Annotated in this window: 13 protein-coding genes; 3 read left to right on the top strand and 10 right to left on the bottom strand. The window is 71.9% G+C overall.

Annotated features, from left to right (window positions below; genetic code table 11):
• Positions 1 to 117: 117 nt before the first annotated feature.
• Positions 118 to 1764 carry a translation initiation factor 2 gene (locus ACWD10_RS27035; protein ID WP_451095404.1) on the top strand — a complete coding sequence of 549 codons (1647 nt, stop codon included), beginning with the start codon at positions 118 to 120 and terminating at the stop codon, positions 1762 to 1764.
• Here ACWD10_RS27035 and ACWD10_RS27030 read toward each other — a convergent pair.
• A complete protein-coding gene (locus tag ACWD10_RS27030) occupies positions 1758 to 3737 on the bottom strand; it encodes a hypothetical protein (protein ID WP_451095394.1) in 1980 nt (659 codons plus the stop codon). The two genes, ACWD10_RS27035 and ACWD10_RS27030, sit on opposite strands and share 7 nt — an antisense overlap.
• A 75-nt stretch (positions 3738 to 3812) precedes the next feature.
• Positions 3813 to 5354, bottom strand: coding sequence for an AMP-binding protein (locus ACWD10_RS27025; protein ID WP_451095392.1), 1542 nt, complete (start codon positions 5352 to 5354; stop codon positions 3813 to 3815).
• Positions 5355 to 5599: 245 nt separating this feature from the next.
• Here ACWD10_RS27025 and ACWD10_RS27020 point away from each other — a divergent pair, with 245 nt between their 5' ends.
• The gene (locus ACWD10_RS27020; RefSeq protein ID WP_451095390.1) at positions 5600 to 6517 is read left to right on the top strand and encodes an alpha/beta fold hydrolase; all 918 of its coding nucleotides are present in this window, start codon (positions 5600 to 5602) and stop codon (positions 6515 to 6517) included.
• A gap of 7 nt (positions 6518 to 6524) precedes the next feature.
• Here ACWD10_RS27020 and ACWD10_RS27015 read toward each other — a convergent pair whose 3' ends face one another.
• The 7 genes from ACWD10_RS27015 to ACWD10_RS26985 form a co-directional block, all read right to left on the bottom strand.
• Positions 6525 to 7658 carry a winged helix DNA-binding domain-containing protein gene (locus tag ACWD10_RS27015; RefSeq protein WP_451095389.1) on the bottom strand — a complete coding sequence of 378 codons (1134 nt, stop codon included), beginning with the start codon at positions 7656 to 7658 and terminating at the stop codon, positions 6525 to 6527.
• Positions 7659 to 7724: 66 nt separating this feature from the next.
• Positions 7725 to 8171, bottom strand: a complete 447-nt coding sequence (locus ACWD10_RS27010) for a nuclear transport factor 2 family protein (protein WP_451095387.1) — start codon at positions 8169 to 8171, stop codon at positions 7725 to 7727.
• A 78-nt stretch (positions 8172 to 8249) separates the two neighbouring features.
• Complete coding sequence (locus ACWD10_RS27005) at positions 8250 to 9242, bottom strand: peptidoglycan-binding domain-containing protein (RefSeq protein WP_451095386.1); 993 nt, start codon at positions 9240 to 9242, stop codon at positions 8250 to 8252.
• Between the two features lie 832 nt (positions 9243 to 10074).
• Positions 10075 to 12567 carry an ATP-binding cassette domain-containing protein gene (locus ACWD10_RS27000; RefSeq protein WP_451095384.1) on the bottom strand — a complete coding sequence of 831 codons (2493 nt, stop codon included), beginning with the start codon at positions 12565 to 12567 and terminating at the stop codon, positions 10075 to 10077.
• Positions 12568 to 12669: 102 nt separating this feature from the next.
• Positions 12670 to 13584 carry a universal stress protein gene (locus ACWD10_RS26995; RefSeq protein ID WP_451095382.1) on the bottom strand — a complete coding sequence of 305 codons (915 nt, stop codon included), beginning with the start codon at positions 13582 to 13584 and terminating at the stop codon, positions 12670 to 12672.
• An 81-nt stretch (positions 13585 to 13665) separates the two neighbouring features.
• Entirely contained in the window at positions 13666 to 13839 is a 174-nt protein-coding gene (locus ACWD10_RS26990; RefSeq protein ID WP_451095380.1) for an ATP-binding protein, read from the bottom strand.
• A 10-nt stretch (positions 13840 to 13849) separates the two neighbouring features.
• Positions 13850 to 15088, bottom strand: a complete 1239-nt coding sequence (locus tag ACWD10_RS26985; RefSeq protein ID WP_451095378.1) for an RNA-guided endonuclease InsQ/TnpB family protein — start codon at positions 15086 to 15088, stop codon at positions 13850 to 13852.
• A gap of 169 nt (positions 15089 to 15257) precedes the next feature.
• Between ACWD10_RS26985 and ACWD10_RS26980 the strand changes: the two genes are divergently transcribed.
• Positions 15258 to 16640 (top strand): NupC/NupG family nucleoside CNT transporter, encoded by a 1383-nt coding sequence (locus ACWD10_RS26980; protein ID WP_451095376.1) that lies wholly within the window; start codon positions 15258 to 15260, stop codon positions 16638 to 16640.
• 68 nt (positions 16641 to 16708) lie between these two features.
• Here ACWD10_RS26980 and ACWD10_RS26975 read toward each other — a convergent pair whose 3' ends face one another.
• Positions 16709 to 17872, bottom strand: coding sequence for an XdhC family protein (locus ACWD10_RS26975; protein ID WP_451095374.1), 1164 nt, complete (start codon positions 17870 to 17872; stop codon positions 16709 to 16711).
• Positions 17873 to 17874: the final 2 nt, after the last annotated feature.

Raw genomic sequence — 17874 nt, 5'->3', positions numbered from 1 at the left:
AGCGGGCAGCGGGCAGCGGGCAGCGGGCAGCGGGCAGCGGGCAGCGGGCAGCGGGCAGCGGGCAGCGGGCAGCGGGCAGCGGGCAGCGGGCAGCGGGCAGCGAGGGTGCTGTTCGCCGTGCGGTCGGCGGCCGCGCTGCATCGGCTGCTCGACATCGCGCCCGTCTTCGCCGACGACGACCGCGTCCAGCGGCTCTTCACCCTCACACCGGGCTCCGCGTTCGACGTCGACGCGCTCACCGCGCTCGACGCCCGCGGCTGCCGCACCATCAGCTGGGATGAAGCGCTGCGGCAGCCCTTCGACCTGATCCTCACCGCCAGCCCGAAGGGCGAGCTCCACCTCCTCGACGGCCCCATCGTCCTGCTCCCGCACGGCGCCGGTTTCAACAAGTCGATACGCGGCGAAGGCACGGACCACACCGCGTCCGGGCTCGACCCGGACTTCCTGGTCCGCGACGGCCGCCCCCTCGCCGCCCTCCACGCCCTGGCCCACCCCAGCCAGCTGGCCCGCCTCGCCGTCACGTCCCCGCAGGCCGCCGCCCGCGCCACCGTGGTCGGCGACCCCACGCTCGACCGCGTCCTCGCCGCACGCGACCGCCGGGACGGCTACCGTCAGGCCCTCGGCACCGGCGGCCGCACCCTGATCGCCCTCACCTCGACCTGGGGCCCCGAGTCACTGCTGCGCCGACGCCCCTACCTCCCCGCCGAGTTGCTGGCCGCACTCCCGCACGACACCCACCAACTGGCCTTGGTCGTCCACCCCAACGAGTACAGCCGCCTGGGCTCCTTCGACCTCGCCGAGCGGCTCTCCGCCGCCCTCGACCACGGCCTGATCGTGGCCAGGCCGTACGAGGAATGGGCGTCGGTCCTCATCGCCGCCGACCTGGTCATCTCCGACCACGGCTCGACCGGGCTCTACGCCGCGGCCCTCGACCGGCCGCTGCTCTCCGTCCACGACGGCGGTGACGAGCTCCTTCCGGACTCGCCCATGGCCGAGCTGCTCGCCCGCGTCCCCCGCTTCCACGGCCCGGAGAGCATCGCGGCGGCCCTCGACGGTCACCGTCCGGGCGAGCTCGCCCGGCTCGCGCAGGCCGCCTTCGTCGAGCAGGGGCAGGCCCTTGAGCTGCTGCGCACCGAGGTCTACAAGCACCTGGGACTCGCCCCGCCGCCGTACCCCGCAAGGCCCCGGTCGCTCCCCGCTCCGGCCCCTCCCGCCCGCTCCCCCGCCGCGTTCGCCGTCACCGCCCACGTCGAGGGGCGGCAGAGCATCCGGATCGAGCGGTTCCCGGTCCAGGACGAGCGCGCCGTCCACCATCTCTCCGCCGAACACGGAGTGGCCAGCGAACGCCAGACCCGCGGCGCCGGATTGCTGTACCGCCGCCTCGACCCCGCGCACGCCGCCGGACTCCCGGCCCACCAGCACGTCTGGACGGCCGACGGGTGGACGGCCCACACCCTCGACTCCTACGCCACCTGCCGTACGGCCGCGGCGGTGCTGTCCCCGACGCACTGCGTCGTGCGCACTCGGGGGCACCACGGCGGGGGCGGCGGTGCGGAGTACGGGCCGTCGTTCACCGTGACGTTCGACCCCGTCGCGGAGCCGGACGGCGGCCGTCTGGTGTACGTCGATCCGGCCGCCGTGCTGTCCGCGGTGCACGCCTGGCTGACGGCGCGGGGCGCCGGCCCGGACGGTACGGAGAGGTTCACGTGTCTCCTCGGGGAACGCTCCGTACCCGTACGCCTGTCCCGTACGGACACTCACTGATCCAGCAGTCCGCCGTTCCGTTCGCGCAGCTCCCGGGCATCCTGCCGGTGCCGCCGCGCGGCGTCCGCGTCCCCGTGGTCCTCGGCGAGCCGGGCGAGCGCCAGCAGGATCCGCTCCTCGTCCCGGCCCGCGTCGCGCGAGCGGGCACCGTCCAGCGCCACGTCGTAGTACGCCCGCGCCTCATCGCCCCGCCCCAGGGTCCGCAGTACGCCGCCGAGCGCGAACGCGGTCCGCCCGCCCAGACGCGTCCGGTTGTCGTCCCGGGCCATGGTGTGGGCCTCTTCGAGCAGCACGAGCGCCGACCGCGCCTCGCCCAGTTCGGCCAGGGCTTCGCCCCAGCGGTAGTTCTGCAGCAGCACGCCGTACGCGTTCCCGATCTCGCGGTGCACCTGCCGGGACGCCTCGAAGTACCGGGCGGCCGTACGCCACTCACCGCGCGCCGAGTGCCACATGCCCCGGAACTCCAGCACGGACCCCTGGAGTTTGCGGTCGTCGGTGCCCTCGCCGAGGGAACGGGCGCCGCTCTCGGCCTGCGTGAGGCACGCGTCGGCCGCTTCGAAGTCCTGCTGCTTCCACAGGACGTACGCGACCTTCGTGAGCAGCCGGACCGTGGCGCCGAGGTCGCTGGCGCGGCGCGCGGCCGCGAGGCCGGTCCGGAAGGCCTCCAGGATGTCCACGGGGTGCGGGTGGTCGAGCTGATACGTCCACAGGGGGTCGCACAGGGCCCAGCACTCGGTGTTCAGGCCGCGGGCGTACGCGTCGGCCACACAGGCGAAGAGCGCGTGCCGCTCCGAGTCCAGCCAGCGCAACGCGGCCTGCTTGTCGGCGAAGCCCACGTCCGGCGCGCCGGGCCGTTCGCGCACCTCGGGCGCGCGGCTCAACCGCCGCCCGGCGGCGAGGAGATCGGCCCGCTGGGCCTGCCGCAGATACCAGCGGATCAGCCGGAGCTTGGCCGCGCCCCGCTCGTCCTCCGCGCCGTCCATGGCACCGGCCTTCTCGGTCCACCGCCGCGCGTGCGCCCGTACGGGTTCGTGCAGCCGCAGCCGCCCGTCCCGCTCGAACAGCAGCCCGGCGTCCTCCAGCTCCTCGATCGCGGCATCGGCCGCGTCCCGTCCGCGCCCGAGCAGCGCCGTCGCCGCCTGCGGCGTGAGGGACGTGCCCGGGTGCGCGGGCAGCAGACGGTAGAGCAGGGCTGCCTCGGGGCCCAACTCCCGGCACGTGGTGTCCCAGAGCTCTTCGACCACCGGAATGCCCTTCTCCGTCACGTTGTCCGTCAGCTCGGCGAGCAGCCGCTCAAGCGACCGGCGATGGTGCCTGCGCAGCCAGCGCGCCGCCACCTGCAGGACGGCGGGAATCCCGGCACACAGCTGAAGCAGCCGCTCGACCTTGTCCGGCTCTGCCGTCAGCCGCGGGTCATGCCTGTCGACCAGGCGGCCGAGCAGCTCCCGGGCGTGCTCGTCCTCCAGGGGCGGCAGCGGCAACTCCACGACGGCGCCCCGTTCCAGCTCGTACAGCGGACCGGCACTGGTGACGATCACCAGACTGTCACCGGAGGCGGGCAGCAGTGGCAGGACCTCGGCCCCGGTGCGCGCGTTGTCGACGATGAGGATCAGCCGCTTGCCGTGGGTCAGGGACCAGTAGTGCCGCGCCCGGCGGCCGCGGGACAGCTCCCGCCACTCCGGGCCGACGTCCAGCATCCGCAGCAGTTCCCCGAGGACGTCGTGATCGTCCACGACCCCGCCCCGCCGCAGCTCGTCGAGGTCGACGCAGAGCACCCCGTCGGGATATCGGCCCGCCACCGCGTGCACGAGACGGAAGGCCAGTTCCGTCCGCCCCATGCCGCCCAGGCCGTGAGCGGCGACGCACAAGGGCCGCTCGTGCCCGCGCCAGGCGTCCACCGCATCGAGCACCACGGCCTGTTCACTGTTCCGGTTAACGAAGTGCAGCGGCGACGGCGGCACTTGATAGGTCATGAGATCCCCTTCTCCACGAGATCCCATTCTCCCGACGGCCCGCCGCCCCGCAACCACAGGGCCTCTGGCGGCCCGTCAGTTGACCTGCTTTTCCCGCCCCGCCCAATAGGGCTCCCGCAGCTTGAACTTCTGGATCTTCCCGGTGGCGGTGCGCGGGATGACCTCGCGGAACTCGACGCTTGTCGGGGCCTTGTAGCCCGCCATGCGTTCCTTGCAGTGGGCGATGACGTCGGCCTCGGTGACAGTGGCCCCGTCCGCGAGCACGACCAGGGCCTTGATGGTCTCGCCCCACTTCTCGTGCGGCACCCCGATCACGGCGACCTCGGCGACGGAGGGATGGCTGAAAATCGTGTCCTCCACCTCGATCGACGACACGTTCTCACCGCCGGTGATGATGACGTCCTTACGGCGGTCGGAGATCGTCAGATGCCCGTCGTCGGGGTCGAGGTCACCGCCGTCGCCGGTGTGGAACCAGTCGCCCTCCAGGGCGGCTTCGGTTTCCTCGGGCTTGTCCCAGTAGCCCTCGAGGACGACGTTGGAGCGGGCCAGTACCTCACCGCCGTCCGACACCTTCAGCTTCACGCCGAGGGCCGGGAGCCCGGCACGGGACAGCTTGCGGGCGCGCTCCTCGGGCGGCAGCGCCTCGTCTTCGGGGCGCGTGCGGTTGAAGGTGAGCAGCGGTGAGGTCTCGGTCAAACCGTAGATCTGGGTGAACTCCCAGCCGAGCTCCTCGTCGAGGCGCTGGATCATCCGGGTCGGCGGCGGGGCCCCGGCGCACACGAGCCGCACCCGGTCGCGACCCGGGATCTCGCCGCGCCAGCTCGCCGCCGCGTCCAGGACCGCGTTCCACACGGCGGGCGCCCCGCACATCAGCGTGACGCCGTGCTCCTCGACCCGGCGCAGGATCTCGTGGCCGTCGACCTTGCGGAGCACGACCTGCTTCACGCCGAGCCCGGCCATGACGTACGGCATGCCCCAGCCGTTGCAGTGGAACATCGGGAGGGTGTGCATATACACGTCCCGCTCCCAGACGCGCGTATGCAGCCCGAAAGTAAGGCCGTTGACCCAGATATTCCGGTGGGTGAGCTGAACTCCCTTGGGGCGGGCGGTCGTTCCGGAGGTGTAGTTGATGGTGGCGGTGGCGTCCTCGTCCGGGTTCGCCCACGGGCGGGGCTCGACGCCGAAGCGCATCAGCTCGGTCTCGGTCTGCTCGCCCAGCACCATGCGGTGCCGGGCCTTGACGCCGGACAGCGCCTCGTCGAGCTCCGGATCGACGAGGAGTACGGAGGCGCCGCTCTGCCGCACCACGTACTCGACCTCGTCGGGCTTCAGGCGGAAGTTGACCGGTACACAGATGCGCCCGCTCATCGGCACCGCGAAGAGCAGTTCGAGGAGGCGGGCGGAGTTGTGGCTGACCACGGCCACGCGCTCGCCCTCGCCGACGCCGAGCGCGTCGAGCCCCGCCTGCCAGGCGCGGATGCGCTCACCGAGCCTGCCGTACGTCGAGTCGGGCACCGGCGGGGCCGGTTGGTCCGGCTCGTCGACGACGCCGGGGCTCTGGGCGAACCCCAGCTCCGCACGGTCGAGGAAGTCCGCGACGGTCATCGGCATCCGCATGTCTGTCTCTCCTGTTTCCGGAACAACCAACGGGCAGGCGGGGCTTGGAACGTACGTTGACACGGGCGGGCGCCGCTAGGGGTTCAAGCGGTTCCAGCCGATCACGGCCGGTAAGACCAGCTATACGGGTGGTGGCGGGCGGCGGGATCTTCCCGGAGGTCACGCGGGCGGCCGCGACGTACGATGAAATCGTTCGATGAATTCGACAAAAGGCGTAAAAGCGCTCCACATCAAGGAGCGACGAAATGAGCGACATCACCGAAACCACCGGCACCACCAAACCCACGGCGCAACGCGTCATGCCGGACCCCACGACCAGGGTCCGGGTCTCCGACGGAGACGCGCTCGACGTGTGGGTGATGGGCGAGGGCCCGCCGGTCGTGTTCGTGCACGGCGCGACGATGCGCGACTTCCTCGTGCCCCTCGCGGGCGAGCTCACCAGACGGGGCGACCACCAGGTCGTCCACTTCGGCCGCCGCGGGCACGGCGGACGCGGACTGCCCCAGGAGGCCACCGACATTCCCGGCCAGGCGGAGGACGTTGTCACGATCCTCGACGCCCTCGGGATCGACAAGGCGCACGTCGCCGGACACTCCTTCGGCGCCTTCATCGCCCTGGAAGCGGCGGCCCGCGCCCCTGACCGGCTGCTGTCGGCCCTGCTCCTTGAACTCATCTTCGGAGCCCAGCTGAGAGGCGCGGTAGCGCAGCAGACCATGAAGGACATGGGCGAGGTGGTGCTTCCGGCCATGGCGGAGAAGTACGCGAGCGGAGACCGCGACGGCGCCATCGAGATGTTCTACGAGGTCACCTCGGGCATCAAGGACGCGAGGGAACCCGTCGAGGCCGCCCTGCCACCGGGCGCCCCGGAGCTCGCCGTCACGGACCTCGCCACCTTCCTCCAGGTCGACGGGCCCGCCATGGGCGCGTGGATGGCCACGGCCGACCCGGCGACGGTGCGGGAGATCACGACACCGATCACGTGGATCGGCGCCACCGACAGCCCGCCCATCTTCGTCGAAAGCCGTGCCCTCCTCCAGGAATGGCTGCCCACGGCCACAGCGGTCGACATCGCGGGCGTCGGTCACTACTTCCCGCTGCTGAAACCGGCCGAGACGGCCACGGCCGTCCACGACTGGTTGAGTAGCCGGACCACGGCCCGGTAGGTCACGGTCACGACGCCGCCCCGATGACCGTCCCGAAGCGGATGTCGTACGACGTGTCCGCGCGCAGGGGACCGTCGAGGAGCCGTTCCGCCTCCGCCGTCACGTCGTCGCGCTGGGCGCGGGTGAGGCGGCCGAAGGGCTCGACGGTGAGCAGGGTGGTTCCGGTCCTTCCGGTCCCCTTCGGCTCCTCCAGCCGCCAGACCCCCGCCAGGAAACCGTCCACCAGCAGGGAGTTGAAGGCCCTGTTGCCCGCCACCGTGCGGCCCTTGTACGCGGGTGGCACGACCCGGGTGCGGTCGGCGTGGGCGAGGAAGAGGTTGTCCCACTCGGGCAGCAGGCGCGCCGGGGCCGGGGTGTCCTTGGCGGGCCGGGGTGCGTCGGGCAGGTCGAAGAGCTCGACCCCGTTCTCGTCCCGGAAGGTACGGAGGCCGGGGCGGAGCCGCTCGAAGGCGGGGCGGGTGCGGGTCAGGCCGCTCCAGGTCTGGAAGTCCTTGACGGAGGCGGGCCCGAACGCGGCCAGGTAGCGGCGCACCGTGTCGTCCGGTGCGGGCGCCGCGGGCTCGGCGGGGCGGCCCAGCCAGTGCTCGACGGTGGTGAGCGCGACCTGGCCGCTCCGCCGCCACAGGCCGCGCGGGGTGACCTGCACCAGCGGCAGCAGACAGCGGGCGGCCACGCCGAGCGCCTGCGGCTCGGCGTCCGGCCAGACCGGCGCCAACTCGTCGCGGAGCTGCTTCATGGTGCGCGGCTCCTGCTCGACGTACTCCCGGGCCAGGGCGGCCAGTTGGTCGAGGTCGACGCCCGTGAGTCCGCCGCGGAACACGCGCAGTTCGCGGTTGCGGGCCTCCTGCATGAGGGGGCGCAGCGTGAGCGCGTCGTCGGCGGTGTGCAGGTGGATGGTGGAGCGCATCGTCACGATACGGACGAGGGCGCGCTCGGCGACGAGTGTGGAGAGCGCCTCCGGGTCGAAGTCCCGCAGCCGCGCGGCGAGTCCGAAGTACGGCGGCCGCACGTTCTGCGCCTGCAGGCCGAGCAGATGGGCCACGGCGTCGCCGGGTGCCATCGGCGAGCGTTCGAGGAGCAGTTGGCGGGCGAGGGTCGCGCGGTTGAGGGCGCGAGGGCCGAGCACGGGCGTCTGCGTCATGGCCCGACCCTAAGCGGGGCGGTGCCCGACCCTGAGCGGGGGCGGTGGCAGTAACCACCTACGTCGTCAGGGCGTGCACGCCTCCGCGATCGACAGGCTGTTCTCGTACAGGTGGTGCCGGGTAATTCGGCCGTCCTCGACGGTGAGGCGCAGCGCGAAGGGGCCCGCGAAGGACTTGCCCGTCGCGCGTACGGTTCCCGAGAGGTGCCCCATCAGGACGGCATCGGTGCCGTCGACCAGGAAGGCGTCGACGGACGCGCGGGCGTCCTCCGGCACGGTGTGTGCCATCAACTCCGTGGACTGGGCGGCGCATTCGGCGGCGGTGGAGCGGGGCCGGATCCAGGGGACCACGGGGTTCTCGGCGAGCAGCCAGTCGACGTCGTCGGCGAAGAGCGCGGTGAGCCCTTCGGTGTCCCCGGCGAGCCGGAGCTCGATGAATTTCTGGACGGTGGCTCGGGTGGCGTCCGCGGTGGTGGTGTTCGTCGTGGTGGTGGTGTTCGTGGTCGTCGTCATGAGGCCCACTCTGCCGGGGCGCTGACGGGGCGTCGATTACGTCGGAGGTAAGGGCGGGACGGGGTTCGCCCGCCTCGGTTACGAGGGCTCGCTCGTCTCCGACTCCACCGCGGACCGGGTGGCGGGCCCGTACACGCCCGGTTCCTCCGGGATCCGGCGGGCCTGCTGGAAGCGTTCCACCGCCGCCTCCACCTCGGCGTTGTAGTTGCCGTGCGCGGGCCCGACGTACAACTGAAGCTCCTGCAACCGCCGCTGGAGCTCCACGACGTCGTCGCCCTTGTCGCCGCGGCGCAGCGTGCGGGACGTCTCGGTGGAGGGCGTGGGCGAGGTCTCGGAGCTGGACGGCTTCTCGGGCGAGGTGGACGCCGACGAGGAGGGCGTCGAGGACGGGGTGTCGGAGGACGCGGACGGCGTGGGCGAGGCGCTGCGGCTGGGTCCTGTCGACCCGGTCGACCCGGTCGACGCGCTCGGTGCGGCGGGCCGCTCCGAGCTCCGGCCCGCGCGGCTCGGTGACTCCCTGGGGGTCGGCGAGCCGGACCCGGTCGCCTCCAGGCTCTCCCGGTCGCCCTGCGGACGGGCCTGCGTGCCGCTGCTGCCCTGCGGCACGCCGCCGAAGAAGCCGCTGGTGATGCCGACGGCGACCAGGGCCACAGCGGTCACCCCGGCGAGCAGCCCGTAGCGCAGTCCGCGGCCCGAGCCGTCGGAGCCGGAGCGGCGCAGCTCTTCGGGTCCGAAGTCGTCCCCGGCGTCGAAGAGTTCGAGGTCGGCGTCGTTCACCTCGGGCTGCGGCGCACCGGGTGGCGTCACGACGCCGAAGACGGGAGCGGGATCGTCGGCCACAGGTACCACGTCGTGCGGTGGCAGGGAGGTGTCACCTTCCGCACCTTCCGCACCTTCCTCAATGTTTATCTGCTCCGTCGGCTGCTCCGTCGGCTGCTCCGTCGGCTGCTCCGGCGGCTGCTGCCCGCCCTCGGCCGCGGCGGCGGCCCGGGCTCGGGTCGCGCAGTCACAGGCCGGCCGGAGGTCCAGCAGCCATGCCGTGCCGCACGCGGGGCAACACTGTCCACTCACAACTCGTCCACACCTTCCATCGGGCAGCCACCGATTATGCAGATCCACCGCCGGTAAGCCCACCGCCGGTCATCCCTCGATGTCCGTTGTTTCCCCCGATGTCGCCTCAGAATTTTCACAAACGCCGGACGGGCTACGGCGTATCGGGCGGATCTTTCCCCTATCCCGCCCCTTCCCGTAACCAGGGGCTTCGCCCCTGGACCCCTGGGGGTCTGGGGTCTGGGGTCTGGGGCGAGGCCCCGGTGGGGGCCTGGGGGGCACAGCCCCCGGGTGGGGGCCCAGGGGGCGGCAGCCCCCAGCGGGGTCCGGGAGGCGCAAGCCCCCCGGGTAGAGGTCCGGGCGGCGGCAGCCCCCAGCGGGGACCGGGAGGCGCAAGCCCCCCGGGTAGAGGTCCGGGCGGCGGCAGCCCCCAGCGGGGACCGGGAGGCGCAAGCCCCCGGGTGAGGGTCCAGAGGGCGCAAGCCCCCAGGCGAGGTCTGGGGCGAAGCCCCAGGAGGGGGTCTGGGGGCGGCAGCCCCCAGCGGGGACTGGGAGGCCAAGCCCCCCGGGTAGAGGCCCAGACGGCGGCAGCCCCCAGCGGGGTCCGGGGGGCGCAAGCCCCCCGGGTAGAGGCCCAGACGGCGGCAGCCCCAGCAGGGACCGGGAGGCGCAAGCCCCCAGGCGAGGTCTGGGGCGAAGCCCCAGGAGGGGGGTCTGGGGGCCGCAGGCCCCCAGTTACGGGAAGGGGCGGGGCAGGGGAGAAAGGCCCGCGGCGGCACCAAGAGGAGAAAGGCACGCGGCGGCGCCACGAGGAGGAAGGCACGCGGCGGCGCCAAGATCCGCCGGGCAGGGCCTAGTTGGTCCTGACGTACTCCGCGTTGGTCCCGACGTACTCCGCGAGATGCTCTCCAGTAAGCGTGGACCGGGCCGCAACCAGGTCAGCGGGCGTGCCCTCGAAGACGATGCGGCCGCCGTCGTGGCCCGCGCCCGGGCCCAGGTCGATGATCCAGTCCGCGTGGGCCATGACCGCCTGGTGGTGTTCGATGACGATGACCGACTTGCCGGAGTCGACGAGGCGGTCGAGCAGGCCGAGGAGTTGCTCGACGTCCGCGAGGTGGAGGCCGGTGGTCGGCTCGTCGAGGACGTACACCTGGGCGCCGCCGCCCTTTTCGGTCAGGTGCGTGGCCAGTTTGAGCCGCTGCCGCTCGCCGCCGGAGAGGGTGGTGAGCGGCTGGCCGAGGGTGAGGTAGCCGAGGCCGACGTCGTCCAACCGCTCAAGGATCTTGTGGGCTGCCGGGGTCCGGGCCTCCCCCGTACCGAAGAATTCCGCCGCCTCGGCCACCGACATCGCGAGCACCTCGCTGATGTCGCGCCCGCCGAGGCGATGCTCGAGCACCGCGGCCTGGTACCGCTTCCCCTCGCACTCGTCGCACGGTGTGGAGACTCCGGCCATCATCCCCAGGTCGGTGAAGAGGACACCGGCACCGTTGCAAGTGGGGCAAGCCCCCTCGGAGTTGGCGCTGAACAGTGCGGGCTTCACGCCGTTGGCCTTGGCGAACGCCTTGCGGATCGGGTCGAGCAGTCCGGTGTACGTCGCCGGGTTGCTCCGGCGCGAGCCGCGGATCGCGGTCTGGTCGACCGAGACCACGGCCGTGTCGGGCGTGCCAGGCATGCCGACGTGCTTCGGCAGCGAGCCGTGCACGAGCGAGCTCTTGCCGGAGCCCGCGACGCCGGTGATGACGGTGAGCACCCCGAGCGGAATGTCCACGTCGACGTCGCGCAGGTTGTGCGTCGTCGCGCCGCGGATCGGCAGCCTGCCGGTGGGCCCCCGCACCGTCTCCTTGAGGGCGGCCCGGTCGTCGAGATGGCGGCCGGTGATGGTGCCGCTGGCCCGCAGCGCCTCGACGGTGCCCTCGAAGCAGACGGTGCCGCCCGCCGTACCGGCGCCGGGGCCGAGGTCGACGACGTGGTCCGCGATCGCGATCGTCTCCGGCTTGTGCTCCACGACGAGCACCGTGTTGCCCTTGTCCCGCAGCCGAAGCAGCAGGTTGTTCATGCGCTGGATGTCGTGCGGGTGCAGGCCGATCGTCGGCTCGTCGAAGACGTACGTCGTATCGGTGAGCGAGGAGCCGAGGTGGCGGATCATCTTGACGCGCTGTGCCTCGCCGCCCGACAGCGTGCCCGACGAGCGGTCCAGCGAGAGATAGCCGAGGCCGATCTCCACGAACGAGTCGAGGGTGTGCTGAAGCTTCACGAGGAGCGGCATCACCGACGGCTCGTCGAGACCGCGGACCCATTCGGCCAGGTCCCTGATCTCCATCGCGCACGCGTCGGCGATGTTGACCTTGCCGATCCGGGACGAGCGGGCCAGCTCGCTGAGCCGGGTGCCGTCGCACTCGGGGCACTCGGCGAAGGTGACCGCCCGGTCCACGAAGGCCCGGATGTGCGGCTGCATCGCCTCCCGGTCCTTGGCCAGGAACGTCTTCTGGATCTTCGGGATCAGCCCCTCGTAGGTGAGGTTGACGCCGTTGATCTTCACCTTGGTCGGCTCGCGGTAGAGGAAGTCGTGCCGCTCCTTCTTGGTGTACTTGCGGATCGGCTTGTCCGGGTCGAAGAAGCCCGACTCGGTGATGACCCGTAGGACCCAGCCGCCCCCGGTGTACGTGGGGATGGTGAACGGGTCCTCGTTGAGGGACTTGGAGTCGTCGTAGAGCTGGGTGAGGTCGATGTCGGAGACGGTGCCGCGGCCTTCGCAGTGCGTGCACATGCCGCCGGTGCGGCTGAAGGTCACCTTCTCCGTCCTGGTCTTGTCGGCCCCGCGGTCGACCGTCATCCCGCCGCTCGCCGTGACCGAGGCGACGTTGGAGGAGAAGGCGCCGGGCGAGCCGATGTGCGGCTCGCCGAGGCGGCTGAAGAGGATGCGCAGCATCGCGTTGGCGTCGGTGGCGGTGCCGACGGTGGAGCGCGGGTCGGCGCCCATCCGCTGCTGGTCCACGATGATCGCGGTGGTCAGGCCGTCGAGTACGTCGACCTCGGGCCGCGCGAGGGTCGGCATGAAGCCCTGCACAAAGGCGCTGTAGGTCTCGTTGATCAGCCGCTGCGACTCCGCGGCGATGGTGTCGAACACCAGGGAGCTCTTGCCCGAGCCGGAGACGCCGGTGAACACCGTGAGGCGGCGCTTCGGGAGCTCGACGCTGACGTCCTTGAGGTTGTTCTCGCGCGCGCCGTGCACCCGGATCAGGTCGTGGCTGTCGGCGACGTGCGGCGCCGCGGACGACCGCGGGCCCGTCTTCGACGACCGTGGGTCCGTCTCCGTCTTCTTGGCCTGCTTCTTGGCCTGGCTCATCGTGTCTGTCTCCGTCACTACGGCTGCTGGCGGGGCCGCCAACGTGGTCACGCTAACCGGGGCGCGCGGGCCCTGCTTCTCGATTCCTGATCGGTTCCAGGCTCAGCCCGCGGGGATGACCGCGACCGGAGCGTGGGCATGGGTGAGGACCGCATTCGTGACGGAGCCGAGAGGCAGCGCGTCGGCGCGCAGGCGGCGGCGGTGGCGGCCGACCACGACCAGGTCGGCGCGGGTCGAGGCGGTGACGAGGCGGCCGCACGGATCCGCGGGGGTCACCACGGGGTCGACGGTGACCTGCGGGTGGTGTTCGGCGTACGGGGCGAGACGGGACCGCTGTCCGGCGGTGAGCACGAGCCCGCCCGGGACGTCGCCGTGACCGGGGCCGTGGCCGGGGCCGAACTCACCGACCACCGTGAGCGCGCTGAACGGCACCCGATACGTGGAGATCACCTGGAGCTCGGCGCGGCGGCGGGCCGCCTCGGCGAAGGCGAACGCGATCGCCTCGTCCGGGGTCTCCTCCGGGTCGAGCCCGAGCACGACCCGGCCGTGCCGTTCCCGGCCGGGCGGCGGGGCGGCGTCCACGGCCCGGGAGGCGTGCGGCACGACGACCACGGGGCCGGGGGCATGGGTCGCGCACCTGCGGCCGTTCGAGCCGAGGAGCAGAGCGGCGAAGCCGCCGAGGCCGCGGGAGCCGAGGACGAGCAGCCCGTCCCGCTCGGCGAGCTCGCAGAGCCTGACGGACGGGCCGCCCTGCACACCCCGCACGGCCATGAACCGCACCTTGGGGCCGTCGTCGGCCACCTCGCCCCGTACCGTCTCGATCTGCTGCCCCACTGGGTCGGGGCGCCCCGCCTCGCCCGTACCGCCGCCGCGCCCCGGCCGGACGTGCGCGGCGAGCACGTCGGTGCCGCGCAGCCGGGCCGTGTCGCGGGCCCAGCGCAGGGCACGGAGGCTGGGGTCGGAGCCGTCCACGGCGACGAGGACGGGGGCGGTGGTGGAGGTAGAGGCATTGCTCATGGTTCCAGGGTGCGTACGGCACCCGGGGCCGGGGCAGAGACGAAGGTCCCGTATGCGGTGCAGGTGCCAAAGACCGCCCCGTCACAGGAGCCGTTCGACGGTCAGCTCCGCCCACACCGTCTTGCCCACGGCCCGGTCCCGTACGCCCCACGCGTCCGTCAGCCCGGCCACGATCCGCAGCCCGCGCCCGCCCTCGACACTGGACTCCCAGGGCCATTCCGCGAGCCGGGCGGGGGCGCTGAACAATTGCGTCAACTACCCGTCGCTAAAGCGACGGGTTTGCACAACGGGCATCACTGGCTGTGGTGCTGCGTTTGCGTCCAGCCCCGCCCCGCTGACGCGGTAGTGAGGCAGGGGCCGTTGACCCGGCCCCGCATCGCCACAACTCCCACGCACGGGCGCGGATGTTGCGGGAGCTGTTCCGGTCCGCGTGCGCAACGACGCCGCAGTTCCGGCAGGCGAAGAGGGCCTGGGAGACCCGGTTCGCCCTGTCGATGTGGCCGCACTCAGCACAGGTGCGGGAGGTGTACGCCGGATCGACATGCACCACCGGCACACCCGCCCGGCGGGCCTTGTACGCGATGAACGCCCCCAACTGGGCAAAGGACCAGCTGGAGAGGGTGGCCCGTTGGGGCTTCCTCAGCCGTACCCGCTCGCGGATGCCCGTCAGGTCTTCCAGGGCGATCCCGCGACCGGTGCGTTCAGCCTCGGCCACCACATGTTTCGCGATCTTGTGGTTGATGTCCCGCGCCCGCCGCGCCTCCTTGCGCCGCCGCTTCTTCAGCCGACGCTTGGCGGACGGGGTGTTCTTCTTCTGCAGCTTGGTGCGGAGCGTGCGTTCACGCAGCCGTCCCCGGTTGAGTTCACGTCCTGCCATGATTTCGCCGTCGGACGTGGTGGCGATGTTCACGATGCCCAGGTCGACCCCGAGGAAGTCCACCGGGTCCGTGTTCGGCGGCGCTTCGGGCACCTCGCACGTGGCCTGCAGGAACCACATGCCGTCCCGGCACACCAGATCGGACTCGCCCTTGCGGTGCAGGGACAGGGTGGCCAGCTGCTCAGGGCCCGCGGTGAACGCCACGTCCTTGATCCGCCCGGCAACCGTCCAGATCGACACCCGGCGCTCGGTGATCTGCCAGGACAGCATCCGGTCGTCATACGGCTGGGCGCTCTGCGGCCGGAAGGCGATCGGCTTCCCAGTGGCCTTCCGGTACCGCCTGGAACCGGGCCTGCCCAGGTTCCCGGCCCTGAGGTTCGCTCTCAACGTGGCGTACGCGTCGCACGTCTTCTTGATCACGTGCTGGGCGGCCTGCGCACCCAGCCCCCACCGCGCCTTTATCTCGCCGTAGGTGTGCTCGCGCAGCGCGAAGTTGTTCTTCACATCCTTTTCGAAGGTCACGCCGCTGGCCCAGGCAGCTGCCTCGTTGCAGGCGCGCAGTGTCGCCTCAAGTGCCGCCGCCTGCCCGGGCGTTGGCAGCAGCTTCACCTGCACCGCGAGCTTCACACCCGCGACGCTACCCGCCCCTCCGGGCCCGCGCATTCGAACACAGCAAACTTCCCCGATCCCTCGATGCAGCTGCCATGCGCTCCCCACCGGACACCGCAGCGGTGCCGCTGGCCCCGCGGCGTGGCGCTGAGCGTTCGGCCGCGCGACGTCGGGTCCCATAAGGGTCATGAACGTACTCTGGGGACTCGGCGGCATGGCCGCCCTGCTCGCGATCGCGGTCGCGGTGTCCACCGACCGGCGAGCCATCAAACCGCGCACCGTCGGCGGCGCGCTGGCCCTCCAACTGGGCCTCGCCTTCCTGGTGCTCTATTGGGATCGCGGGGAGCGCTTCCTTAAATGGGTCTCGGACGGGGTCGGCAACGTTATCTCCGCGTCCAATGAAGGGATCAGCTTCCTCTTCGGGGACCTGGTCGAGGGCGAGGGCGTGATCTTCGCGTTCCAGGTGCTGCCCGTGGTCATCTTCGTCGCAGCGCTGGGCGCGGTGCTCTTCCACCTCGGCATCATGCAGTGGGTCGTGAACATCATCGGCGGCGCGCTGCAGCGACTGCTCGGCACGACCCGGGCGGAGTCGATGAACGCGGCCGCCAACATGTTCGTCGGGCAGACCGAGGCGCCGCTGTTCATCCGGCCCTATCTGGCGGCGATGACCCGCTCCGAGCTGTTCGCCGTGATGGTCGGCGGGGTGTCGACCGTGGCGGGCACGGTGCTTCTGGGCTATTCGCTGCTCGGGGCCCGCCTTGACTACCTGATCGCGGCGGCCTTCATGGCCGCGCCCGCGGGCCTCATGATGGCCAAGATCATCATTCCGGAGACCGGCCACCCCGCGTTCAACCGTCTCCCGGCGGCGGAAGCCGACGCGGACGCGACCGTGGAGACGCTGCACGGGGCCGAGGTCAAGCACGAGGGCGAGAGCAAGGGCGAGGGCGAGGGCGAGAGCAAGAGGGAGGGCAAGGCGGCGGAGGGCGAGCACCCGGAGGGCGAGCACGCCGAACACGCCCTGCACCCCATGGAAGAGCACCCGGACGAGCACAAGCCGCGCAACGTCATCGACGCCGCCGCCCGGGGCGCGGCGGACGGCCTCAAACTGGCCGCGAACATCGCCGCCATGCTCATCGCCTTCATCTCTCTGATCGCCCTGCTCAACCTCCTCCTCGGCGGCATCGGCGGCTGGTTCGGCGCCGACGACCTGACCTTTCAGAAGCTGATCGGCTACTGCTTCGCGCCGGTGATGACCGCGATCGGGGTGCCGTGGAGCGAAGCGGTCGCCTCCGGTGGCTTCGTCGGACAGAAGCTCGTCCTCAACGAGTTCGTGGCCTTCGCCGACTTCGGCCCGCAGATCGGGGAGTTCAGCCCCAAGACCGCGACGATCACGACGTTCGCGCTCACCGGGTTCGCCAACTTCTCCTCGCTGGCGATCCTGCTCGGCGGGCTCGGCAGCCTGATCCCCAAGCGCCGGGGCGAGATCGCGCAGATGGGCATCCGGGCGATCATCGCCGGGACCCTGGCCAACCTGATGAGCGCGGCGATCGCCGGGATGCTCATCGGCTGAGGCCCCTGTCCGGCTGCGGCCTCAGCCGGACAGAGGCCCCTCACGGAACCGACTCACGGAACCGGCGGTCAGGCCACCGACCCGATGTGCCCCGTCGGCACCGCGTCGCCTTCGTGGTGGATCGGTGTGTGGGCGCCCGTCAGGGACACCCCGCTCCCGCCGCGCCGGTTCGCCACGATCTCCGAGGCGATCGACAGGGCCGTCTCCTCGGGCGTACGCGCGCCCAGGTCGAGCCCGATCGGGGAGCGCAGCCGCGCCAGCTCCAGCTCGGTGACGCCGACCTCGCGCAGTCGACGGTTGCGATCCTCGTGCGTGCGCCGCGAGCCCATGGCCCCGACGTACGCGACCGGAAGCCGCAGCGCGAGCCGTAGCAGTGGTACGTCGAACTTGGCGTCGTGGGTGAGGACGCAGAGGACCGTACGGGCGTCGACCGACCCGGCCTCGGCCTCGCGCTCGAGGTATTGGTGCGGCCACTCGACCACGATCTCGTCGGCCTCGGGGAAGCGGGTGCGGGTCGCGAAGACCGGGCGTGCGTCGCACACCGTCACCTCGTACCCGAGGAACTTTCCGATTCGTACGAGTGCCGACGCGAAGTCGATCGCGCCGAAGACGATCATGCGGGGCGGCGGCACCGAGGACTCGACGAGGAGCGTGAGCGGCTGCCCGCAGCGCGAGCCGTCCTCGCCGATCTCCACGGTGCCGGTGCGGCCCGCATCGAGCAGGGCCCTGGCCTCGCCGACGGCGGTGCGGTCCAGTTCCGGGTGGCCGCCGAGACCGCCCTCGTACGAGCCGTCGGGGCGGATGAGCAGCGCTCGGCCCTTCAGGTCGGCGGGGCCGTCGGTGATCCGCGCGACCGCCGCCGCCTCGCCGGAGGCGGCGGCGGCCAGCGCAGCCGCGAACACCCCCCGTCCCGGGGCGTCCGCAGGTACCGGGGTGACGAGGATGTCGATGATGCCGCCGCAGGTCAGGCCGACCGCGAAGGCGTCCTCGTCGCTGTAACCGAAGCGTTCGAGCACCGTCTCGCCGTCTTCGAGCGACTGTTGGCACAGCTCGTAGACGGCGCCCTCCACACACCCGCCGGAGACGGACCCGATCGCGGTGCCCTCGCTGTCGACGGCGAGGGCCGCGCCCGGCTGCCGGGGCCCGCTGCCGCTGACCGCCACCACGGTGGCGATCGCGAAGTCGCGTCCCTGCTCGACCCACCGGTTCAGCTCTTCGGCGATGTCCAGCATGT

The sequence above is a fragment of the Streptomyces sp. NPDC002851 genome (assembly GCF_053591935.1).
Note: the sequence above shows the minus strand (reverse complement) of the source record. Positions and strands in the feature narration are given on the sequence as shown.

What these genes read in the sequence shown, in the direction of transcription:
- ACWD10_RS27025 (WP_451095392.1), bottom strand. Translation starts at nt 5,354, where the DNA reads ATGCGGATGCCGATGACCGTCGCGGACTTCCTCGACCGTGCGGAGCTG.
- ACWD10_RS27030 (WP_451095394.1), bottom strand. Translation starts at nt 3,737, where the DNA reads ATGACCTATCAAGTGCCGCCGTCGCCGCTGCACTTCGTTAACCGGAAC.
- ACWD10_RS27015 (WP_451095389.1), bottom strand. Translation starts at nt 7,658, where the DNA reads ATGACGCAGACGCCCGTGCTCGGCCCTCGCGCCCTCAACCGCGCGACC.
- ACWD10_RS27020 (WP_451095390.1), top strand. Translation starts at nt 5,600, where the DNA reads ATGAGCGACATCACCGAAACCACCGGCACCACCAAACCCACGGCGCAA.
- ACWD10_RS26995 (WP_451095382.1), bottom strand. Translation starts at nt 13,584, where the DNA reads ATGAGCAATGCCTCTACCTCCACCACCGCCCCCGTCCTCGTCGCCGTG.
- ACWD10_RS27000 (WP_451095384.1), bottom strand. Translation starts at nt 12,567, where the DNA reads ATGAGCCAGGCCAAGAAGCAGGCCAAGAAGACGGAGACGGACCCACGG.
- ACWD10_RS26980 (WP_451095376.1), top strand. Translation starts at nt 15,258, where the DNA reads ATGAACGTACTCTGGGGACTCGGCGGCATGGCCGCCCTGCTCGCGATC.
- ACWD10_RS27010 (WP_451095387.1), bottom strand. Translation starts at nt 8,171, where the DNA reads ATGACGACGACCACGAACACCACCACCACGACGAACACCACCACCGCG.
- ACWD10_RS26975 (WP_451095374.1), bottom strand. Translation starts at nt 17,872, where the DNA reads ATGCTGGACATCGCCGAAGAGCTGAACCGGTGGGTCGAGCAGGGACGC.